The 22,887-nt window shown below is 48.1% G+C and carries 18 protein-coding genes; 3 read left to right on the top strand and 15 right to left on the bottom strand.

Annotation, left to right across the window (positions count from 1 at the left end; translation table 11 throughout):
- Positions 1-185: 185 nt before the first annotated feature.
- The 5 genes from V5J77_RS07490 to V5J77_RS07470 all read right to left on the bottom strand — a co-directional run bounded on the left by V5J77_RS07490 (position 186) and on the right by V5J77_RS07470 (position 6,170).
- On the bottom strand, positions 186-770 hold the full coding sequence (locus V5J77_RS07490; RefSeq protein WP_338555153.1) for a GerMN domain-containing protein: 585 nt from the start codon (positions 768-770) through the stop codon (positions 186-188).
- Between the two features lie 40 nt (positions 771-810).
- A complete protein-coding gene (locus V5J77_RS07485) occupies positions 811-2,304 on the bottom strand; it encodes an N-acetylmuramoyl-L-alanine amidase family protein (protein ID WP_338555152.1) in 1,494 nt (497 codons plus the stop codon).
- A 163-nt stretch (positions 2,305-2,467) separates the two neighbouring features.
- On the bottom strand, positions 2,468-4,216 hold the full coding sequence (locus V5J77_RS07480) for an ABC transporter substrate-binding protein (RefSeq protein ID WP_338555151.1): 1,749 nt from the start codon (positions 4,214-4,216) through the stop codon (positions 2,468-2,470).
- Positions 4,217-4,279: 63 nt separating this feature from the next.
- The gene (locus V5J77_RS07475) at positions 4,280-5,173 is read right to left on the bottom strand and encodes a carbohydrate ABC transporter permease (RefSeq protein ID WP_338555150.1); all 894 of its coding nucleotides are present in this window, start codon (positions 5,171-5,173) and stop codon (positions 4,280-4,282) included.
- A gap of 31 nt (positions 5,174-5,204) precedes the next feature.
- Positions 5,205-6,170, bottom strand: coding sequence for an ABC transporter permease subunit (locus V5J77_RS07470; RefSeq protein WP_338555149.1), 966 nt, complete (start codon positions 6,168-6,170; stop codon positions 5,205-5,207).
- 147 nt (positions 6,171-6,317) lie between these two features.
- Between V5J77_RS07470 and V5J77_RS07465 the strand changes: the two genes are divergently transcribed.
- On the top strand, positions 6,318-7,178 hold the full coding sequence (locus tag V5J77_RS07465) for a helix-turn-helix domain-containing protein (RefSeq protein WP_338555148.1): 861 nt from the start codon (positions 6,318-6,320) through the stop codon (positions 7,176-7,178).
- A gap of 102 nt (positions 7,179-7,280) precedes the next feature.
- On the opposite strand, the gene V5J77_RS07460 is transcribed toward V5J77_RS07465, so the two are convergent.
- The 8 genes from V5J77_RS07460 to V5J77_RS07425 all read right to left on the bottom strand — a co-directional run bounded on the left by V5J77_RS07460 (position 7,281) and on the right by V5J77_RS07425 (position 16,671).
- The gene (locus V5J77_RS07460; RefSeq protein ID WP_338555147.1) at positions 7,281-9,551 is read right to left on the bottom strand and encodes a glycoside hydrolase family 9 protein; all 2,271 of its coding nucleotides are present in this window, start codon (positions 9,549-9,551) and stop codon (positions 7,281-7,283) included.
- Between the two features lie 539 nt (positions 9,552-10,090).
- On the bottom strand, positions 10,091-10,666 hold the full coding sequence (locus V5J77_RS07455; RefSeq protein WP_338555146.1) for an RNA 2'-phosphotransferase: 576 nt from the start codon (positions 10,664-10,666) through the stop codon (positions 10,091-10,093).
- 3 nt (positions 10,667-10,669) lie between these two features.
- Positions 10,670-12,088, bottom strand: coding sequence for an RtcB family protein (locus V5J77_RS07450; RefSeq protein WP_338555145.1), 1,419 nt, complete (start codon positions 12,086-12,088; stop codon positions 10,670-10,672).
- Between the two features lie 46 nt (positions 12,089-12,134).
- Entirely contained in the window at positions 12,135-12,938 is an 804-nt protein-coding gene (locus tag V5J77_RS07445) for a nucleotidyltransferase domain-containing protein (RefSeq protein ID WP_338555144.1), read from the bottom strand.
- A 420-nt stretch (positions 12,939-13,358) separates the two neighbouring features.
- Positions 13,359-14,468, bottom strand: a complete 1,110-nt coding sequence (locus V5J77_RS07440) for a slipin family protein (RefSeq protein WP_338556618.1) — start codon at positions 14,466-14,468, stop codon at positions 13,359-13,361.
- 1 nt (position 14,469) lies between these two features.
- On the bottom strand, positions 14,470-14,703 hold the full coding sequence (locus V5J77_RS07435) for a hypothetical protein (protein WP_338555143.1): 234 nt from the start codon (positions 14,701-14,703) through the stop codon (positions 14,470-14,472).
- Positions 14,704-15,049: 346 nt separating this feature from the next.
- Positions 15,050-16,462 carry an RtcB family protein gene (locus tag V5J77_RS07430; protein WP_338556616.1) on the bottom strand — a complete coding sequence of 471 codons (1,413 nt, stop codon included), beginning with the start codon at positions 16,460-16,462 and terminating at the stop codon, positions 15,050-15,052.
- Between the two features lie 50 nt (positions 16,463-16,512).
- Positions 16,513-16,671, bottom strand: a complete 159-nt coding sequence (locus V5J77_RS07425) for a hypothetical protein (protein WP_338555142.1) — start codon at positions 16,669-16,671, stop codon at positions 16,513-16,515.
- A gap of 67 nt (positions 16,672-16,738) precedes the next feature.
- On the opposite strand from V5J77_RS07425, the gene V5J77_RS07420 reads away from it, so the two are divergent.
- On the top strand, positions 16,739-18,058 hold the full coding sequence (locus V5J77_RS07420) for a WYL domain-containing protein (RefSeq protein ID WP_338555141.1): 1,320 nt from the start codon (positions 16,739-16,741) through the stop codon (positions 18,056-18,058).
- Positions 18,045-18,860 carry a WYL domain-containing protein gene (locus V5J77_RS07415; RefSeq protein ID WP_338555140.1) on the top strand — a complete coding sequence of 272 codons (816 nt, stop codon included), beginning with the start codon at positions 18,045-18,047 and terminating at the stop codon, positions 18,858-18,860. Before V5J77_RS07420 ends, V5J77_RS07415 begins: the two co-directional genes overlap by 14 nt.
- A gap of 97 nt (positions 18,861-18,957) precedes the next feature.
- Here V5J77_RS07415 and V5J77_RS07410 read toward each other — a convergent pair whose 3' ends face one another.
- Together V5J77_RS07410 and V5J77_RS07405 are read right to left on the bottom strand one after the other, a co-directional pair.
- The gene (locus V5J77_RS07410) at positions 18,958-20,259 is read right to left on the bottom strand and encodes an MFS transporter (protein WP_338555139.1); all 1,302 of its coding nucleotides are present in this window, start codon (positions 20,257-20,259) and stop codon (positions 18,958-18,960) included.
- Positions 20,260-20,276: 17 nt separating this feature from the next.
- Positions 20,277-22,613 carry a tetratricopeptide repeat protein gene (locus tag V5J77_RS07405; protein WP_338555138.1) on the bottom strand — a complete coding sequence of 779 codons (2,337 nt, stop codon included), beginning with the start codon at positions 22,611-22,613 and terminating at the stop codon, positions 20,277-20,279.
- Positions 22,614-22,887 lie beyond the last annotated feature (274 nt).

Below are 22,887 nucleotides of genomic sequence, written 5' to 3'. Positions count from 1 at the left end.
AGCCTCCACGCTTAGGTGAAGGCTGGCTTCTTGATGAACGATGCGGCTTTATGCGGCTATAGTGAAGCCTGCCTTCTACCTGCAACGAATCATTGTACGTCGCTTTACCGATTGGGTTACAGGTCTCTTTACCTCTTAAGAGCGAAGATGAAACATGGCAGTGTGAGCCTTCGTTTTCATTAAGCTTATTTCCCTCTCGTCATGGGATGCTCTAAATCGACATGTCCCATTAAGCTTTCCACCTGCTTGCCATCGACGAGCAGATCAATCGTTTTAACCTCTGTGAATTGGAATAACGTCCATGTTAAAGCATCCAAAGCGAGTATCTCGCTACCCGATCCGAGACGCGCCGTGTCAGGCATATGAATGTCGAGCGTAAGTGCCCCATTGTTAAAATGGACCGATTTCAGCTCAATCTCCTTCGACCAGAGCGGTATCCGTTCGGCATTGTCGCTATGCTGTAAAGCTGTAAAGGCCGCCGTATATTTCTGAGCAGGAGTGGAAAAAGAAATCTGCACACCCGCTTTATCCAGCTTTTCCCCTTGCGGGTCTGAAAAAAAAGCTTCAATGGTCCGCGTCTTCACCTCCGCAGACGGCACCGGAGCCTCGGCCGCTTGCTGCGGCTCCGCAGCCGCGGCCGCCGTGACCGTCTTGGATGGTATTGCATCTAAAGAAACCTCTGGCGCCGGGTGGGCTGACGACTTGTCCGCGCAGCCTGCAGTCGTCATAACGATGAACAGGAGCGCCGCAATAGTAATCTTTGTGTTCATTCAAACTCCACCTCCTTGGAATTGAAAGAAACAAGCTGTACTATTTAATACCCAAATATTCTTTAATTCCCTCAACGATGCCCGTTGCCATTCGCATTTGCACCGCTTCATTCGTAATAACCGCCAAATCCGACGGGTTGCTCATAAAGCCTGTCTCAAGCAGAACCGCTGGCATCGTTGTCTCCCGGATGACGTGGTAATTGTTATATTTCACTCCACGATCTTTGAGTCCAGTCGCTTCCAGCAAATAGCGATGAATCGTCTTAGCTAATGGTATGCTCGAATCCCGCGCATAATACGTCTCCGTACCCGAAGGTGTAGAGGTCGTAAAGCTGTTGGCATGCACGGAGACGAACATATCGGCATTCAGCGCATTTGCCAGCTGCGCACGACTTGAAAGGCTGAGTGTCGTATCATCGGTTCGTGTCATCACTACATTAATGGCAGACACCTGCTTCAGCAACTGCTCGACTTTTAAGGAAAGCGTCAGGTTCAGAATTTTTTCCTGCAAGCCTGTCAGCGCTACCTTACCTGGCTCAGCGCCGCCATGACCCGGATCAATGACTACGATTTTTTTGCCATCCGCACCGATTGGCGGCACAATCGGCGCCCCGTCTACATCTCCGTCCACATTTAAGTCTACGACGTACAGCCCAGAATCATCGCTGACAAGCTGATAGGAGGTCGCCTGTCTCAAATCCAAAACGATGCGAATAGCTGATGGCTCGCGGGTAAATAGAGAATAACGCACCTTCGTAACCTCTGAGCTGTCCGTGATTATAAGCTCGCCCATCTGGCTGCCATTTAGCACCTGTCCATCGCCAAACGTCGGGGCAAAAGCCGAATTTGGCAAATCAATGACAAGGCGATCCGGCGCCTTCATTGCGAAAATTTTCGGCCCTACTTTGCCGCTTGTCGTGACGATAAGACGATTGTCACTAAAGCTGATAGCGCTTACTGTCGATAATTCATTCGGGATAGCTCCATCAATAATGCTCCCTCCCGTTTCGTCTGGCGGCGATGTGGTTGGGTCCGTTTCCCCCTCCTCAACGATTACCTCTGGAATAGGGCTTGTCAATGTGACCGTCTTCGTCTTGTTGTTCCAGCCAACCTTCAGGTTCATCTGCTCGCCTACGAAGCGCAGCGGAACGAGCGTTGTTCCTTTTTTAATAACAGGAGGAGCATCTATAAATACGGTTTCCGTATTGATCTTCGCCGTTTTCTGGCCTACCGTCATTTCAATGTGTGTGTCCTCTTTGCTAATCGTGACGGTCTGTGCCTGCTTATTCCACAGCACGTCGTAGCCCAAGCTTTCCGATACAATGCGAATCGGGACCATTACTTTTTTATCCATAATTTCGGCCTTCGTATTTTCAGGCTGGACAAGCTCCGTTCCGTCCAAAATCACCCTCGTATCTACGACTGCTGCTGCAAAGCTGTTGTCTGGAAGCGCCAATAAATAAATGAATAATACCAACAAAAAACCAAGCTTCTTCATTATCCACCCCTGCCAATTCGGCTTTTTTTGAATCATTGCAACCTCTCTTCTCTGTAGAAAATCAATATTTTCCATAAAAGAATAGACGATATATTTTGGTAAAAGTTGCAAGAAGCCTAACCTAATTAGAAGAGTAGCTTTAACGGAGCCCTATTCGCTTATTGGATAGGTAAAGCTAAGCTGTTTAGTCAAATTACGATTATGGATTGTGCGCCCAAACCGTCTTCTTCGTTTGCTCCATTTGCCAAGCGACAACTTCGTCGTAACCAAGACCTTTAGCCTTCTCCATCATTTGCTGCTTCAGTTTGTTGAATTCGGTGTCGTTCTTCGCGATAACCATCTTCCAGGAGTATTCTTTGATCACCTTGCCGACTTCGTTCTGCTTTTGTTGAATGTCAGTAGGAAGCTGAATCGGGGCTTCGCCTGTAAAGGTCTGTTTCGTTATGGCGACCATATTGTTATTGGTGTAATATTCCTTCTGTGTGCTTACCCCCATCGCATCGCGCCAGCTCAACTCAACCTGATTCGGGTTATGTCCGAGCGACGACGACCACATTTCGCGGTTATACGGCTCACCGGTTTCAGGGTTGATCATCATGCTTGATATCGTGGTGTTATTGATCTTAGACATACCCGAATTGAAGCTGCCCCCGCCGTATTCCTCTGGAACCGGCGTTTCATTGGACGGGAATGCCCCCCAGCCGTAATCGGTCACGTAAGCTTTGCCGTCCTTAATATCCCAAGCAAGGCCCTTCGGACCATTGTTCACCGTCATAATGCCTTCAGGTGAGTACAACCAGTCAAGGAACATCATAATGCGAGCCGGCTCTTTCGCTTTGGCTCCGATCGACCAAACACGTTCGCCGCCATACGGCGTATAGCCGAACGTAACCGCCTTCTCTTCCGAAAACGGCACAGGCATCAAGCCCTTGCCTGCTGAAAGATGATTCGGGGTATTGTACGTATCGTCCATCCATGTAAACGGAGTAAAGAAAAACTGGCCATCTTTGAGCTTGCTGGAAACGTCCCCAAATTTCTGCGTCACCGAGTCTGGATCAAGCAGGCCCATCTGATTGGCTTTATAATAAAACGCCAGACCTTTCATGTAATAGCTGCTGTCGTCGATAAGACCCTGATATTTTTGCTCCGTCACGGATGTCAGAATCATATCGCTCGGGTTAAAGCCATCGCCATTGATGTAGCCGTAGTAGGCCCCGATGTTCCCTAAATTCATCGAATTGCCGTCCCATTCCGACCAAAGTGAAAATCCGTACGTCTTCCTGCCGCTGTCGCTCTTTGGCTCAAGCTCCTGCATCTGCTTTAGGAGGGGCAAGTAATCCTCCATCTTGGTTATTTTCGGACTGCCAAGCTTCTCATACAGGTCCCAACGGATACTCGGACCAAACGTCAGCTTATTGCTTTCGGACGAGCCTTCGCCGGAACCGACAGAATGGCCAATGCCGTAAACGTGCTTGCCGTCGCCGAACTGCTTCCTATTTGCTTCAATCGCTTGACCTGCATTCTCTTTCATATGATTTCCGAACCTCTCCAGCAGACCGTCCTTGTTCCAGTCCAGCAGTAGGCCTCCTTTAATCGCATCCGTATATTCTTTGCTATTGTTACCCCACACAACAAGATCACCCAAGTCACCCGAAGCCATCCTTGAAGCAACTACCTCACCCGTGCTGCTTTGGATATTCAGCTTGATATTGAACTTGTCCTTGACGACCTTAGCGAACCAGCCCTCTTGCGGTCCAGCGTAGCTAGTAAGCTGAGAGAGTACATTAATCGTTAATTCGGGCAGCTGTTCGGCGCTTGAGACGTCCGTTACACTAGATGTACCAGACGTCGTATTCCCACCATTGCCGTTGCCAGTGCATGCTGATAATGCAAGAACAGTGCTGCATACACACATCACGAAAGCCCACTTTTTTCTTTTTGTAAACATTTCAATTCACCTCAGATTTGTTTTTATATCCCCTGAAACCTTCTCTTCGCATTACAACAAAGGTCAGCCCTTTACTGCTCCGATCATAATGCCTTTGACAAAGAAACGCTGGAAGAACGGATAGACGAGCAGGATTGGTGCAACGACGATAATCGTAACGGTCGTCTGGATGGTCATCGGAGTCGGCATTTGAGAAAGGCTGACCTGGCCAACCGTAGAGTTCCTCATCATTTCCGCAAGTGAATTCGCCTCATTCAAATAACGATACAAAATGAACTGCAGCGTGAACAGCTTGGAATCATTAACGAGAAACAGCGTATCGGTAAAGCTGTTCCATTGCCCTACAGCCGTAAATATCGCTAACGTCGCCAATATCGGAGTTATCAAAGGCATAACAATCTTATAGAAAATGGTTATATAACCTGCACCGTCGATTTGAGCCGATTCCTGCAGCGCGATCGGTGTCGATTCAATAAACGTTTTCACAAGGATAATGTTGAACGGCACGACTATTCCAGGAAGAATATACGCCCAAAAATTATTCATCAGCCCTAAATTTTTCATCGTTATAAACCAAGGGATAATCCCTGCATTGAAGTACATCGTCAGAATAAGAAAGCGGTACCAAAACTTGCGTCCCCACATCTCGCTCCGTGTGAATAGATATCCGAGAAAAGCAGATGCCGCTACGGTCAATATGGTTCCCAGAACGGTCCGGCTCACCGATACAAGCATGGCTAGCTTAAGGCCCTGAACATGAAACACTTTCAAGTAATTTTGAAAATGTATCCCTTCCGGAAAAAACAAGATTAGCCCCCTGCTGCTTAAATCATTATCGCTAATCGTGTTAATAAACAAATAATAGAACGGAAATATACATAACAGCGTAAACAATCCGAACATCGTATAATTCAGGATTGAAAACAAACTGAATCGGGATTTTTCCCACGAGTCCATAGTTGATTCTCCTTTCCTGGCGACTGCCGAATTAAATGATCGTTTCTCCCCGAATCATCTTTGATAACCGATTCGCAATGAAAAGCAGGACAACGCTGACCAACGATTTCAGGATGCTTACCGCCGTCGAATAAGAGAAACTGGAGTTCGCGATTCCGATATTGTAAACGTACAAATCCAGCACTTCGATATCATTCGCGTTGATCGCATTCTGAAACACATAAAATTGTTCGAAGCCTGCGCTGATGAACCCGGCGATGGACAGCAGCAGCAAAACGAAAAAGGTCGGTATCAGCCCCGGTACGGTCACATGCCTCATCAATCTGAACCTTCCTGCCCCATCCACTTTGGCTGCCTCGTACAATTCCTGATCGATCCCGGCAATGGCTGCGATGTACAAGATCGCCCCCCAGCCCAGCCCTTTCCACAAGCCTAACAATGTCATTTTGATCCATATATAACTGTCTGAGGCCAAATAATTGATCGGCTCCGAAATCCATCCCACATTCATCAGCACTTGATTGACAAAGCCGCTCTGAGTGGAGAAAAGCATGAACACAAAAGCATAGACGAGCACCCAACTAATAAAATTAGGCAGCGTGGTTAATATCTGAACCATTTTTTTGTACCAGGTTGATTTGATCTCCACCAAGAAAAGCGCGAATATGACCGGAAACACCGAAGTCATTAGACCTAATATGTTCATCCCAAAGGTGTTACGCAGGACACGAATGACCTCCGCACGCTGCATTTCATTCGAAACCATTGTGGTGAACCATTTGAATCCGACATAAGGAGACTGGGAAATGCCTAGAGCCGGACTATAATCGTAAAATGCATATATCCAGCCATACAAAGGCAAATAAGAAAATAAAAAGGCTAAAATCAGGAACGGCAAAGCCATAAAAAACAACCGATAGCTGCTATGCTTAACTGACTTGCGTAACCGCTTACTTTTTTTCGCAGGCGAGATGATTTTAACAAATTCGGATGGCACACCATTTCCCCCTCATAACATATAGCTCATTCCATGCTTCTCTTATCAGATCATATAGCACGGCTTAACATAGAACCTTGATTTTCAGGTCATAGAATAGCATAATATAGACATAAAGCATGATTTTATTGGAATAGGAGGTAAAATTTGAGCGACACCTATTTAGAGTGGTTCACACTTGATAAGGAATTCCCTTTCTTTATTCATTATGGCGAACACGACGATGACCTGGAGCTGCATAAGCACATTGACTTCTCCGAGCTTGTCATTGTCCTGAATGGAAACGCTACACACATCGTCAATCATGAGACCTTCTTTATTAAGAAGGGAAATGTTTTTGTCATAAGCGGGGCAACCTATCATGCTTACAAAGAACCTCATAATTTTAGAATTTGCAATATTATGTACCGCCCAGAAATGCTGCTATCGGCCGGTCTTGATTTAAGAACCTCCAACGGTTTCCAATCTTTATTTGTGTTGGAGCCGTTTTATCGCAATATTCACTCGTATAAGAGCAGCCTCAGATTGCCCATTCCCAGTCTGGAGTATGTCTCGCTCCTTATCTCCGTTATGATTAACGAATACAACGGCAAGCTTCAAGGGTATCAGACCATGCTGATTGCCCGTTTTATGGAGCTCGCCGTCTATTTATCCAGACAATATAACCATCAGGAGATGGGCGCTGACAGCAATCTGATGCATTTGGCGAATGCCATCTCCTATATGGAAGATCACTATCTCGATCCGCTTACTCTGGAAGACATCGCTGCTAGATCGAATATTTCGGTCAGACATTTGAACCGCATCTTTCGCTCCTATTATCAAACGACTCCGATCTTTTACTTGCAACGACTCCGTTTAGAACGAGCTTGCACGTTGTTGAAACGAACGCAGCTTTCCATTACAGAAATTTCATATGAATGTGGATTTAACGACAGCAATTATTTTACCCGCCTGTTTAACAAAGTGTACGGGCTTCCGCCTAAGATCTATAGACGGAGTGTCTAGATATGTTTATCCATATGCTAATCGAATAAAGGGGCTCACCCCTCAATCATCATTAGATGACTGGGGGATGAGCCCCTTTACCGCTTAAAGCTGACTGTCAGATCAACGTATAATTGAATCACTGTTAGCAAATGCACTGATAAACACCAGATTGGCCGTCGAACCAACAGCATGCTCATTGGTAGTCCATTCGGTAGCGCAATCCATAAAGTTTTTGGCAGGGAAGTTGGAAATACCCGGATTGTTGTACTTATTCGCCCCTAACGGCATAAACCCCTTAGGCACTCCTGGTCTAGGGTCATTGTTCATTGTTGCGTATACGGTCTGAAGACTGTCCTCGCCATGCCCGGTTACAAAGCTCTTTCTCAATGGATTGACGCCAAGAATATAGTTTAATGCAGAAAGCGCCATATTGTTAATGGTTTCGTTATTCATTCCAAGGAGGCTGGAACCAATCAGGGCTTCTGTAGCTGTACCAAGTATCATATTGTTGCTTCCCCAGTAGTAATTGCCTTCGTATATCGTGTTATTCCAAGCATTATTTTGATATCTATTAACTTCTTTGTTTAACCAAATTGTGAACTTGTCTTTATACCAGTTCACAGCATTCATGTCGCGGTTATTAGATTCCATATAATGAAAAAATGCATAATGCCAGGTGCCGACCCAATCTCCCTCCAGATTCACAAATCTATCCTCGCTTTGTGAATAGTTATTCACGAAATAATTGTTATACTTGGCAGCACCGGTAGCTCTATACAGGGCTGCGGCCGCTACGAGCCTCGAGTCCTTATCGGAGTCTGTATCATAAGCTCCTGATGGACCTTTAATATTAACGGGATTCTGTTCAAGATACGACCATGCACTCTGGGCAGCCGCTAGACATTGAGCAGCAAACGCTGGATCATACTCTGCATAAGCCATTGAAGCATGAGCTAAAGCAGCTGCGGCCCAAGCCGTATCATTGGTCGGCCTTATATTGGTGACATTATCTCTTTTATCCCTAATAGCCCTCATATTATTATCATTATCCATTGACTCGACTTTTGCGTAAAACCCGCCGCTGTTAGTGTCCTGCATGTTTAGAATCCATTCCAGCTCCCATCTTGCTTCATCAAGGATATCAGGAACACCGTTTCCGCTCTCTGGAATATTAAACTGATTATCTGTATAAGAATTAGGAAATAAATCATGCGACCATAATAGCGTCATAACCGTCCCCGCTCCAGCACTCACATATTTTCCTTTATCCCCGGCGTCAAACCATCCTTTTGATACGTTCTTTGTAATCGCAGAATTGGATTCAAAAGGTGCTGCCGTATCCATAGGCGTTATATCTGCCCTTGGGAAGTCCGGAGTGTACGCTGGTTCAAGTGCCGTTCCTGAACGTTGATAGTAGTAATATCTTGCCGCATCGACTAATAGAGGCTTATATACGTCATCTCCTATTTTAAAAGCAGGAGACTCTTCTATACCTTCTGCACTTACAGTAAGGTAATAATCGCCTGATGCTTCAAGGTCCGTAAATACAGCTCTTAAAACCCTTTCTCCTGAATCAATGTCGTAATTTTTGACGAGGATCAATTGCCCGCTATAGGCGACCGTGTCATCAGAAGCTCTCCTTACCTGAAATGGGGTTCCGACGTCGGCAGTGAGCTCATTCTCAAAGCCGGAAACATTAGCATATTTCTCGGAGGAATTCCGAAATCCCACCTGATTTACCTTGATAGCCGAAAATCCCGCTTCCTTATCAGGAGAAGTTAATTTGATTTGATTTAACCATACTGTAAATGGCTCATTGTTTACTTTATTCAGATGAATAGCCTTTGCATTGTATTCGTCCAGATCAACCGATGAGTCATTGTAAATATCCTTTAAGGGGATCTTTACATGCCGCCACTGCGTCGTAACCGTAACATAATCCGTTATCGGCTTTAATACTCTATGTTCTACACCCGATGCGCGTCTTTCAACATGGTCATCGCCGCCGATTTTAAATTGTTCCCCGCCATTTTTGCCTTTTACATAAAACTCCAGATAGCCGTTCGGAACATAATTGTGAATATCATGATTCGCCCATTCGGCCATTACAAGAATGGACTCCATCCAATCTACCTGGTTTGTAATACTTAACCTCAATGAAGGTAAATGACCATAGGTTACTTGTGAATCAACAGGCAAAGCGCCGTTTACCGTTACCAATCCGCCGCTGCTCCCGGACCACCCCTTATAAGTATCTTTGAATACATAATAGTCTGGAAGGTCTCTCCACCCAGCCGGAGCGCCGGAGCTTGCATGGACGACTGTTGTTGGAGCGATGACAGGAGTCATTACGACTGCGATACTTACGATAAGAGCTAATAATTTTCTCATTCTCAGTATTACCTCCCTATTCATTTTCTGATCGCCTTATCAGTTCATTGATACATCACTACTCATTCATCGAGCAAATGGTAGACTTCCCGCCTCGCCTCCTCTCATAATTAGTTACATTCACAACCTATATCCACAACCGTACATTTGAAGAAGGGCTTCCAGGCTTCCAGGCTCCCCTTGCCCGTATGACAGGTGAGGCTTTTCCTTTCAAACAGATCGCTTTCAAGCGTAGCTTGTTAGAGATACGAGCTTGCTACGCCTCTCATTACCAATTGTATAGCGCTTTCATACTGTTTTCCTTGATTTTCAAGTCATCGAATAGCACAATATAGACATATGGAAACTGTGCCTGAAATAAGAAAATGAGCGCTTGTTCCTGCGGAACGATGCGCTCATTTTCATTCATTTTTGCAAGCTATAATGCGCTCGACATTGTACACATCCTAATTGAATCCCCTAGGAATTTCATGGAAGCTTCACATTCGCACCAAAAAACGGCTACGATTGCCTCAGCGCAAATTGTAATGCTTTTTCACCTAAGATTTACCCGAATTAATCGAAAAATCATACACCCGGCAGCACTCCGCCGGAATCTCCTCGGCCAGCCACACCTCATTGCCAGCATAATAAAAAATAATGCCCTGCTCCACAGCAAGCTGCGTATCCACTTCCAGCACCACAAGCCTGCCCTTGCGACTGCCGGCAAGAATAGCAAAATCCAGCCCCTCCGACAAATGGCAATATTGGCGGCCCATCGCTTGAATGCCTTCGCGCAAAATCGCCCCCACTACCGCCTCATTCGTGCCATGATACAGAACCTCCGGCGGCACCGCTGCCGGATAACTGACCTTTTGCACGCTATGGCCATAACGGGCGCGAATGCGCCCATCTATAAGCTCAAAGCGCTGCTTTGAGGAATGCTCTACAACATAATGGATATGCGCTTCCGTTATGCTCTTCCAATCCGGCGACCGATTAATCGCAGCAAGCAGCTCGCTTAGCGAGCAAGAGCCGTCGGCTTCATCCAGTTGGACGTCAAACTTTTCGGGCGCATGCCGCAAAATTTTGGTCATCATCTTGCTGAGGCTTTTTTCCCGTTTTTCCGTTAGCATCGCTTAAGCCCCCTTAATCGTTGCCAGCGGCTTGCATTTGGCCACAACCTCGGCCAGCCCGGCGCCAACGACGCTCTCAATAATTTGATCCACATCCTTGTACGCCTGCGGCGACTCGTCGACCATGGACTCCAGCGAACGCTGGTTGAGAACAATTTCGTCCTCCATCCCTACCCGCATCGAAGCGGCGAACTCTTCCACTGTTATGAGCCGCTTGCTCGCGCTCCGCGAACGGATACGACCAGCACCATGGCAGATCGAATGGTAATTGTCGCGGCCTCCTTGCTTGCCCACCATAATGTAGGAGGAGGAGCCCATGGAGCCAGGAATAAGCGCTGGATGCCCCGTTTCCTTGTAAGGCGCTGGATTATCTGGATGCTGCGCGGGCAGCGCTCGCGTCGCCCCTTTGCGGTGGACGAAATACGAATGACCGTCATGCTCCTCCTCCCACGCATAATTGTGCATGAGATCATACAGCGTCGACATTTCAAATTTGCTGCCAAAAACATCCTTGCCCGCCTCGCGAATCGCATAAGCGATCAAATGGCGATTGACGACTGCATAGTTCAGAGCGGAATACATCAGCTCCACATAATCTTTCCCAAGCTCATGAGCAAGCGGTGCGAACACCAGCTTTGGATCGGCAGTGCCTATTCCTTCAGCTTTCATCATTTTAGTCATATTGCTGCTGCAATATTGGCTAACCGAGCCGCCCCACGCGCGTGAGCCGGAATGAATCATAATGACGACCTGACCATCGCTCAAGCCCCAAGCTTCCGCGATTTCCCGATTTTCCTCGGGAATTTCAATCGCCTGAATTTCAGCAAAATGATTGCCGCCTCCGAGCGTGCCAAGCTGCCTGTGCGAGCGATGCCATACCCGCTCCGGGAACAAGTCCAGCGCGCCGCCCTCTACATAAAATTTGCTGCTCTCCACATGCGTCAGCGAAGTCGCTTTGCGCGGGGTATAGGCGTCTGGAATATATTTTTTCGGCAAGCCGTGCAGCCCTTTTTTCACAACATGCTCTAAGCGAATATCTGAAAAATGGCCCCGACCATGCTCTTCCATCGGCAAATACTTCTCAATCGCCTTCACCAGCTTGCGGCGCAGCTTTACATCCTTTAATTCGTCCTTGTGCAAATTGGTCAAATGAACCCGCATGCCGCAGCCAATATCACTGCCGACAATGGAAGGCGAGACGTAGCCGTCCTCCATATTCCACACCGCTGTCGTTCCAATGCACGTCCCTACGCCAACATGAACGTCAGGTGTATACCCCATATAAACCTGATTCGGTATTTGCAAATTGTTGTTTGCCAGCTCAAAAACCTTATAATCCAGCGCCGCGAACAGCTCCGGCCCCGCATATACATGCACCTGCCCCGATGGCAGCTTCACTTGTTGATAATAGTTTTGTAACATATGCTAAATTTCCTCGTTTCCTATGCTGCGGCTGCGCCCTGCCGCCTTACCTGTGACCAAATTCGGCGCTCAGCCCCCATGCTTCCCGAAGGGCCGAGCGAAATAGCTCATTCAGCGCTTGATCCTGCTTCAGCCCCGAGGCTGGCGCTTGCTTTGCCACTTCCTCGTAATAGGCGATGCGGCTTGCCAGAAAATCGTTAATCACGGCAATTTTCGGCTCCAAATCCAGCTCAATGCCCGCTTTCTTGCGTTCCAGCAGCGTCAGCACCTCACGCTTCAGCAACGATTCTGGCAGCAGCTCATGCACAAGCTCCTCAAAGGACAGAGGCGGCACCGTTCCGCGCTCCTCCACCCACTGGCAGGCGAGCACCGGACGCAGCACGTAGAAATATTTTTTAATTTTCACTTGTTCACCCTGCAAATACTCGCGGAAGTTTCCTTTCGCCATATGCAGGTAATGATAGATGCTGGAACGCGGCGAGAAGCTCGCCGGGAGCAGCATGCGAATTTGCTCCGCAACCGTCGTCTCCTCCAAATAGTTGATTGGCGATTGCAGCCATTCCAGCAGCGGCGGGTTCGATTTGCGGAATAAATTCAGCGCTTTTCTCAAATCCCAGCCGTTTATATCCAGCATGTCGCTGATCGGTCGTTCGATCACGTCGCGCTTCTCAAAAATGGATAAATACCAATCCGTCTCCCGTACATAAATAAATCTTACATCGTAATCACTGTCCTTCGATGGGAAGCCCCATGCGCGGCTGCCTGACTCACAGGCATACACAATACGCACGCGTTCCTCCGCTTCTATTTTGCGCAGCTCGGCTGCTATTTTAGCTTTATAATCACTCATCCGAAGCCCTCCTCTGTTTTTAGGCAACAAAAAAAGAAGCTGCGGACATTCGAGCATCGTCCATAGCTTCTTCGGTAAATAGAGCCATTGCAAGTCGGTTAGACAGCGCACAGCTGACCTATCACTCATCGACTTACAGCAGTTGGTTCCGCTGAGGCCGAATCGCATGGACGTTAGATATGAAGTTGGTTTGTGGCATAATCATCAGCGTTACGGACATTTGTTTCGGCCTCCCTTCAAGTTATTTCGTTCATCTTACTCGCGTCCCCAGCATTTGTCAACCCATTATTAGCAAGCGTAAACGGCTTTCGCCGTCCTCTGGGGGCAAAGCATCGTTTCGCGGTGAAATATAGAGAAAGGATTGCAACAGTAATACTTACCTATATTTTAAAAAATAGCCCGATAGCCAGCAAGCGCCAGCTATCCTTCCTTCTTCGCACTCAGCAGCGAATTAAGCTGCTCCAGCATATTGCCGCCGCTGGAAAGCGAAATCGTGCCGATTTTCTCGCAAATTTTCTCCATGAACTCCAGCTCCTTGAGGCGGTACAGCGTCGTATTTTCGTCCATCAGCTTCGCTGTATTAAGCAGGCTGCGAGTCGAAGCGGTCTCCTCGCGGCGGGTAATTAGATTAGCTTGCGCCTTCTTCTCCGCAATGAGCACCGTGTTCATAATATCCTTAATATCGCCTGGCAAAATAATATCCTTCACGCCTGCCGATAGAAATTGGACGCCGTAATCATCGCCCTTCTCATTCAAGCGTGTGAGTACAAAAGCGGCGATTTCCTGCTTCATCTTCAACAAATCATCAAGGCGCAGCGTGCCGACATATTCTCGTAAAATCAGCTGGAGCGCAATATACACCTGATCCTCAAACGATTTGATCATCAGCACTTTAAGCGGCTCGGTAATTTTGTATTGGCAGACGAAGTTGAGCCGCAGCGTCACCTTATCCTCCGTCATCATTTCCTGACCAGTCAAATCAAGCTGCTGCTGGCGCAGATCCGTCTTGCGGACAAGCACGGTAGTCGGGCCATTCCAAAAATAATATTTGCCCGGCGTCAGCTCGCGCTGCATCACATGGTTATAAAACAGCGCCGCTGTCTCATAATTCGCGACCTCCACACACTGATAGTAGCCGCTGAGCTTCGACATAATCGCGAGATTAATGTCCTTGCCAATCTCAGGCTGGCGGATGTCCGCATGGACGAACGTATGCTTTTTCAGCACATTCCAGAAAATATGCTTGCCCGCCGTCAGCAGCGCACTGAACTTGCCGTCCACATAATGCAGCACATATTCATAATCCTGCACCTCGACGATGGTAAGCTGGGCAAGCAGCTCCTGATCATGCAGAAACAGCTCGACATCCTTGCCTGGTATTTGAAAACGCTTCGTCACATTTAGCACGATCACCGTCTCCTCGCGCCATGCGGACAAGCGGTATTTGCCTGGCTGCAACAGCTTTACATAGCCGCCTTTACGGAACAGCAGCGCGCGCTCATCATCTTGTATAATCAATGGATTTTTGATTTTAGTCGTCATATAAATTCACCTCATTCAGGTTGGTTAAGCAGTTGGGATTCTTACACTCAGGAATGCTTCCTGCGGTTAAAGCGGAATCAGGCTTAAGAGCATCGTCAGGCGCAGCCAATTGCGCGGTGCTCGGCGAAGCATAACAGCCGCGTTCACCTTCAACCGGCCGATCCTTCGCTTTGCAAACCGCAAAATATACCCGCTTTCCCTGCTCGGTATCCACCGATTGCATAGCCGTGCCGCAGCGCCGCCGGATAGGCCGGCATGAGCATTCCTGCTGCAAGCCTCTCTAATTGTTAGCTCCTTGGAAGGGAGTTGTTGTGTGCTATAGCATAGCTACAGCTGCTCCAATGCTCCGTATCAAAACGGTTGGGATTCGAACCCGTTCTAAAGCTGGTGGGACTGAGGCTTCATACACTTTGCAGCACACAAGCGTACAGCGTACGCCCGTACTGCTGGATTATATTGAAATCCATGCCATGGCAAAGTCATAAGCTAGCAGCCCAATCTATATATCGGAGTGAAACGTGCTGTGCCGCCAAAGGACGGAGGGCAGCCGTTTCACCTTGATAGCAAGGTTAAGTGCCTTTAATGGCAGCCATCGGCTGGCATTTGGCAACGACAGCGGCAAGCGATGCGCCGACCACACTGTCAATAATTTGATCCACATCCTTGTAGGCTTGCGGGCATTCATCAAGAATGTCTTGCAGCGAGCGGTGGTTGACCAAAATCTCATCGTCGCTTCCGACGCGCAGCGATTGCTCGAATTGATCGACGGTGACGAGCTCTTTTGTCGCCCGTCTTGATCTGGCGCGGCCCGCTCCGTGGCAGATGGAGTAGAAGTTTTTAACCCCCTCAGCCTTGCCGACCATAATATAGGATGCCGTGCCCATCGAGCCCGGAATGAGGGCGGGATGCCCCGTCTCCTTATAAGCAGGCGTATTTAAAAAATGGTTCGGCGGCAGCGCCCGCGTTGCGCCCTTCCGGTGAACAAGCATCGGCTGCTTGCGGTGAAACTCCTTCAGCGCGTAATTATGCATGAGATCATACAGCACAGGCAGCTCCATCTCGGGGCCAAAAACATCCTTAAATGCTTGCTGCACGCCAAACGCAATCATATGGCGGTTGCTCACGGCAAAGTTAAGCGCCGAATACATCAGGTTCAAATACATTTGCCCTTCATGGCTTGCAATCGGGGCGTAAACCAAATTCGGATCAGGGCTGCTAATTCCCCACTGATTCATCGCTTCTTTAATTGCTTTGTTATGCTCGCGGCCAACCATTGCGCCCCAGGCCCGCGAGCCGGAATGAATCATGACGACGACCTGACCGTCAAACAAGCCCCATTTTTCAGCCAACTCGCTGTATTCCTCATTAATATCCAAATATTGAATTTCAATAAAATGGTTGCCATTGCCAAGCGATCCAAGCTGCCCGTGGGCACTTCGTTTAATACGCGGCGGCAAATGCTCTAGCGCCCTATGGTCAAAGCCGAAGGCCGACTGCTCCACATGCGTAAGCCATTGCTCATTCGGCACATATTTGGCCGGCAGCCCTTTAAGCCCATGCTGCACAACGCTCATAATGTCGATATCCTCATAATTCGTGTTTGTCCGCTCATGGGTTGGCACGTATTTTTCAATCGCGCTAATCAATGCTCGGCGTACCTTTTTATCCTGAATATCGCGCTTATGCAGCGGCGTTGTGTGAACCCGCATTCCGCAGCCGATATCTGAGCCGACGATTGATGGCGAGATAAAGCCGTCCAACATATTCCAGACTGCTGTCGTGCCAATGCAGGTTCCTACCCCGATATGCGCATCTGGCGTATAGCTCATATATTGATTGCGCGGGATACGCAGATTGTTGTCCGCCATCGTATAGGCATTAGGCTCCAGCATTGCAAATACCTCATCATTTGCGAACACATGCAGCTTGCCATGAGCGAGACTAAGCTCGCGGTGATTTTTCCCTTTTAACTGAATCGTCATCTCCAAGCCCTTTGCAGCGCTCTCTGCTGCTGTGTTTTCATTTGTTGTTTTCATTTCGGCTCCTCCTTCGTGCTGCTGCGCGATTTGCGCTCCGTCGTCCTTGCTTGATAAATCTGATTTTGCCTTAAAAGCAAGCCCGCGAACATGGCGAAAGTATTACGAATAGGAAAAATATAACGATTTTTCTCGCCAATGGTCGATTTTGACAACTCTACTCATCCTCCATAGAATAAAAGAATAGATAACGACAGCAAGCCGGAAGGCAGGGGAACACCGTTGGCTAAAGAAAGCTTCGATAAAGAGATTCAATTTCTGCGCATGCTCGTCTTGACGAGCGGAGCCTACAATCGGCAGCAATTTGCCGATCGGCTCGGCATCTCCATTCATACCTTTGATAAAACGATTAAAAAGCTGAAGGAAATCGTAAATGCCGTCTATCAGCAGCTTCCCGAGGAGCAGGGCAAGGAATTTGCCGAGACGGTTCGCTATAGCTATTTCGATTCTGCTGATCATATGCTGCTGTTTCTATTCCGCGCCAAGTCGCTCAAGGAGACCGAAAGCCAGCGTATTTCGCTGCTGCTGGAGGCGCTGCAAGGCGGCACAGCACAGACCGCCATGGAGCTGATGGACGCCTGCTGCGACCATATATCCGCTGAACTGGCACCCCCGGATGAAAAAACGATTCGCAGCGATTTGAAATATTTGGAGGAGGTCGGCGTCATCCGCAAGGAGCCGGGGCCTCGCCCATACCGCTACCGGCTGGCTAACGAGCTTGTGCAGGAGCTGACGGAGGATGAGCTGCTGGATTTATACGATTTTGCCGACGTGATGGCGAATACGCATGTGCCCTCCTTGCAGGGCTATATGCTCCGCGACAGCCTAAAGAAGCATTTGCAGCGTACACTGGACAATCCAGCTACGCTGGACGCTTTTTTATACAAATACCATTTCTACTCCCGCCTGCTGGATGAAGCCCATTTATTCAGTCTGCTTGCCGCTATTCGCAAACGCCGCAAGGTGAAATTTCTTTATTTTTCACCAAAACAAGAAACCGCCTACGCATCACGCAACACCAATCCTCTGTTTGAGCGCGATACAACAGGCAAGGAAGAGGTGGCGGTTCCGATTAAAGTCGTATACGACCATCAATATGGACGCTGGTATTTGCTAGGCTATCGCTCAGACAAAGGCATAGTGAAATATAGAATGGAGGGCATGACGCAAATTCAGGAGGATGACGCCGTGCCGGAGGAGCAGTTCAAGCAGCGCCTGGCACAGCTGGAGGCGCGAACAGCCCAAAGCTGGCTCATTGATACAGGCAAAACCGTTACGGTGCGCGCACGCTTCTTTAACCCTGTAGGAGCACCGCAAAACTTTATTAAGGAGCGTGTACAGCTTCAAGGCCAGTGGGGACGCATAAGTGAAGAGGAGGGAGCCGATTCTTTTCTATATGAAATCGAAGTAAACGGCACTTTTGAAATCAGACCTTGGCTTCGCAGCTTCGGCTCAAGCTGTGAGGTGCTGGCGCCGCTCCATTTGCGCAAAGAGATGATTGACGAATGGAAGGAGATTGCTGGCTACTATGAATCCGTTTGAGAAAATTTTTAACTATCAGCTCATGTCCCGCCTTGAAGACTCCGGCACCTTTATGGTGACCGGGAATGAACGAAGCTGGCTCAAGACGATGCTGCAGCATCCTGAAGCAGTGCAGGCTTTTGCGCCTGAAACACTGGCGAAGCTCGAAAGCCTGCTTGAGCAGGACAGCATGATGGAGACTGCTGGTCCGCTCATACAGAAAGCCGCCAGCAAGGAACTGCAAGTATACCATCCGCTGCTGCGCCAGCTTAGACGCTCAATTATGCAGCGTAACCAGATTAAGCTAAGCTATATGATCAAAAACGGCAAACTGAACAATCAACAAGCCGGTGTGCCCTATAAGCTGGAATATTCCATGGTAAAAAAGGAATGGTATTTGCTCTGGTACCATCAGCGCCACAGGTCGCTCATGAGCACGAAGCTGCAAACGATTCTAGCTATTGAAGATATGCCTTGCCCGCCCGAGCGTTATATACAGCTTACCGCCTCTATTGAAGCGCTGCTAGCTAAGCGCAGCACGAGCGCCATCATTGAAGTTGTGGAAACGTATAATGCGGAGCTGTCGCGGATTTTATACGCTTTTTCCTGCTTTGAGAAGGCTGTTTCCTACGATGATCAGCTTAATCGGTATACGATCAAGCTTACATTTCCTAACAATGAAGCCGAATATGTATTGTCGAAGGTCCGCTTTCTCGGCAAGCGGATTAAAGTAACCGAAGGCGATTATTTGCAGCGCCGCATGCGCGAGGCATCCACCCTTGCGCTCGCAAGATATGGAGCAGCGGAAGACTCCAACGTATAGCTCCTGTCCTGCATCGCTTTGCTGCCAAGTACACAAAAGGCATTTCAGCACGAGTGTTTCCTGCTGAAATGCCTGCATAGCAGCATGGGAAATTTAGCTAATGCGCCGCTTTATTCCCCTGCTGCTCACCCGCTCCGTGAGAGCGGCTTTTATGATTAAAGTCGCCCCGCTTGCGATAAGCATGCACCGCCAAAATAACAAACGCCATCAAGCTGCAAGCCCCGCAAAATTGCATAAAAATTGAAAAGCTGCTTACCTCCACCTTGGAGAAAAAGAGTGAAAATAGCCCCGCATTTACCGCTACGCCCAGAAACGTGGCGAACATAAACAACCCGGACGTTCTTCCCGCCTGCTCCGGCGCATGGGAGGTCAATAAATACGTATGGGCAATAACGCCAAAGACCTGACCGATCATAAGCATCAAAGAGCTAATAAGGATAGAGAACATCGCGCTCGGAAACCAGCTCATTGACAGCAGCAATAGGCCAATAGCGAGGCTTGAGGTCATCAACAGCGGAACCTCGCTAATATGCTTTCGCAGCCTGACGATTAATAGCGTACCTACAAATCCGCCGATGCCATTGCCCAAATAAAAGTAGCTAAGCCCGATTTGGTGGCTTTGATAAATATCGCGCGCCGCAACTGCCGGGAAAAGATTAATGACGCCTGCCCCTAAATTTAAAAAGAAAATGGACGATAAAAGCACCCATTTGATTTTCTTCGCTCGCGCCTCCGCAGCCGGAGCCGATTCAGCAGCAGTTGCCGTCTTCTGCGGAGCTGCGGTGTCAAACAACGGCCTGCGTTGTAAAAACATAAATAACAAAGCTCCAGAAAAAACAAAGGAAAGCAAATTTATTAAAATGATGCTCTTAAAGCTCAGCAATAGCAGCAGCAGGGAGCCGCCTACCGTACCCAGCACATTTGTCGCCCACGTTATATTCGATAGAACAGACATCGCTGTCGTTACTTGCTCCGGCGCAACGCGCTTGCGGATCAGGCTCGATTGAGCTGCGGTAAATACAGGCGTTGCCAAGCTCAGTCCTACAATGACGAGCAGCGCCATAAGTACATTTCCCAAGCTGATCATGTCTGAACCGAATAGGACAGGCAGCAGAATCAGCGTGCAGAGCACGTCCAGCGCAATCATGACATAGATACTATTGTATTTATCCGACAAAGGCGCCAGCCACTTTCCCCCTACCAATATCGGAATATAGACGCATAGCAGCGTCCATCCCAGCACAGAGCCTTCCCCGCCCTGTTTGTCGAAAATGTCATACACCGCTCCTGCGCGGAACACCCAGCCTCCTAGCTGACTTACGGCGTAAGCGGCGAATAAGGGCCATAAGTCGCGAAGCCGAATAGCCCTTTGCGATGCTGCTTGCGGTACATGTTTCACCTAGTTCCCCTCCGATTTTATGAAGCCAGTTCCTTTTCGATTTCCACCATTAACGTATGGAGCTGTTCCGATGAGCCAAAATGCTCCTTGGCTGCCTGCAACTGGTTGAAGGCTTCCTTCAGCTGTCCTAATTTACGATAGAGCATGCTTAAATTGATATAATACTCCTCGCTCTTCTGCAATTCGATAGCTTGAAGCAGATCCTGTAGACATGCGTCATACTGCTCGTTTTGGTAGGCTAATATCGCCCGATTGTTTAACGCCTCGCTCAGTCTTGGATTGCTGGCCAAAGCCTGATCCAAGTCCGCGCGCGCAGCGTCAGCCTGATTCAGCTCTTGATAGACGAGAGAGCGATTGTTATAGGCCTGAGCGTCTTCCGGCTGATGATAGATGGCCTGATTAAACATCTCCAGCGCCTCCTGATGTTTTCCCTCCTGATAATAAAGGAGACCAAGCCCCATATAAGCAGGGACAGCGTCCGTCTTCAGCTCCAAGGCGCGGAGATAATCCGCTTCAGCCGCCTCGCTGCGGCCCAGCTTCTCATAGAGATCGGCCCGATTGATATGCGCCTCATAGTAGGGCGGACATAACTGGATGGCTTGCTCATAATAGCTGAGCGCTTCCTCGTTATGGTCGAATTTTTTCAGCAAATTGGCCATATCGTTATAATATTCGCCATAGTTTGGATCAAGCTCTATGGCTTGCTTATAGGTCTCGAAGGCTTTTGGGAAATCTCCCAAAATTTCATAAATCTGCCCCGTATTATAGACAAGGATCGACTGATGAAGCGCATAACGCTCACTGCCGTAAATACGTTTCATTTTGTCCAGCCCTTGCGTACACAATTGAATCGCCTCATCTAGTCGGCCTTGGCGGGCTCGAATGTAGGCGAGCGCATTTTCCGCAAATACTTTAATATACTCATATTTAGGATGGTCGTGAAACAGGCTGTCGATTTTCTCAAGGTTAAGCAGCGCATATTGCTCCGCCTTCGGCAAGTTTACAGGCGTTTGATATCGTCCATAAGTCATGCTTTGCGAATATAAAATCATAGGAATCGAAAGGCTTTCCGGAAACTGCTGGTAGAAAAACTCCAAATAAGGGATCGACAGCTTCGCTAGGCCCAAGGAATATAAAATAAAGGACATTCGGATAAATACAGCATTGTAAGGCTGATCGCCATCTGGCAACACTCTTAAATGCGAGGATGTATAGTAGGAAGAAAACATTTCGAACCAGGTATCATATAAACCGATTTCCTGTAGCTTAATGGATAATGGCGTAAGCGCGGCTAATTGCTCGCTTTGGCTAGTTAGCGCCAGCCCATGGACGGGATGCAGCAGCCATTCTCCTGCTTCATCCTGTGCAAGCTTGACTAGGTGCTCCCGGTGGTAGCGATCGCGAACCTCAGGGTGAAACGTCGTATAATTGCGGATCATCGTCGGATCGTCAGAGGAGCAATGTCCCTCTATGTATTCGCGAAGCAAAGCCGAGCGGAATTTTTCACCTTTCAAATTCAAATAAAAATCAATGCCCGTTTCAAACGATAAATAGTTATTTAGCTCAAGCCCCGCCGCTTTGCCGGCGAGCAGACAGAACAGCTTAACCGGATTGCCGTCAGACATCGCAAATAGCTGATCCACTTGCTTGGGAGCCAGCTTGGGAAGGTCTGGAATCATTTGAAGAAAATCAGCATATTCGCTGCGCGCAAGACGACTCATGGTCACTACTGTGCTTGCCGCCTCCAAATCCTGCTCCAAGGGGCGATCGCCTAGCAATATAATATGCAAATAGGCAGAAAGCCGCTTGCGCCGCATCATAATGCGCAAAAATGTTTTTACCGTGCTCGACACGTCTTCTGCTTGATCGACGATAACAATAAAACGACGATTTTGCAGCTGGCAATACTCCAGCAAAAACTCGTACACCCCATGCAGCAGCTTTTCCTGATATTCATGATGATAAAAGCGGGTTCGCTCATCCTGCGTTGCCGTATTGGTCAAATCCTTGGCGTATTTGAAATAAGCAGCTGGCAAAAAAGGGAACAGCCGCTTTAGCGTCTGCTCATGGCGATGAATAAGCTCGGGCACTGCCCTATGCGCATCGGGCAATACAATGTCAAGAAAAGGAGCAAAAGCTGCAAAATAACCATGTGTCAATTGGCTGCCATGCGAAGCGACGATCGTTTCATTCGTTGCGACTTGCTCTGCCCAGGCTCGGACGGTATCCTTTTTCCCCAGTCCTGACTCCCCGTACACCATAATAAAGCTGCTGCTGCCTTCCAATCTATGCTGCCAGGCATGTTCCAGCTTCGGAAACCATGCTGGACGAATCCGCAAAGCGTTCGTGATCATCGGTCAACCCTCCAAATTAATCAGTAGAATAAACAAAAGCCTTTAAAAATAACGAAAGAGAGACCTAAAGTGAATCCTTTAGGCCTCTCTTTCTCCTGCAATTAGTTAGCTACGTAAGGAGTTGTTGTGCGAATAGTGCTGGATTTTTTCGACGTTTTTTTGATCATAATCAAAACACCTCCACTTCCAGTCATCTAATAGACAACACAGTAAAAATAGTATAAAATTATACCAAATTACAAATTTGTCCATCTGAGACTAGTATAAGACAACT

It is taken from the genome of Paenibacillus sp. KS-LC4, from assembly GCF_036894955.1.
Taxonomy (GTDB): Bacteria; Bacillota; Bacilli; order Paenibacillales; family Paenibacillaceae; genus Pristimantibacillus.
Note: the sequence above shows the minus strand (reverse complement) of the source record. Positions and strands in the feature narration are given on the sequence as shown.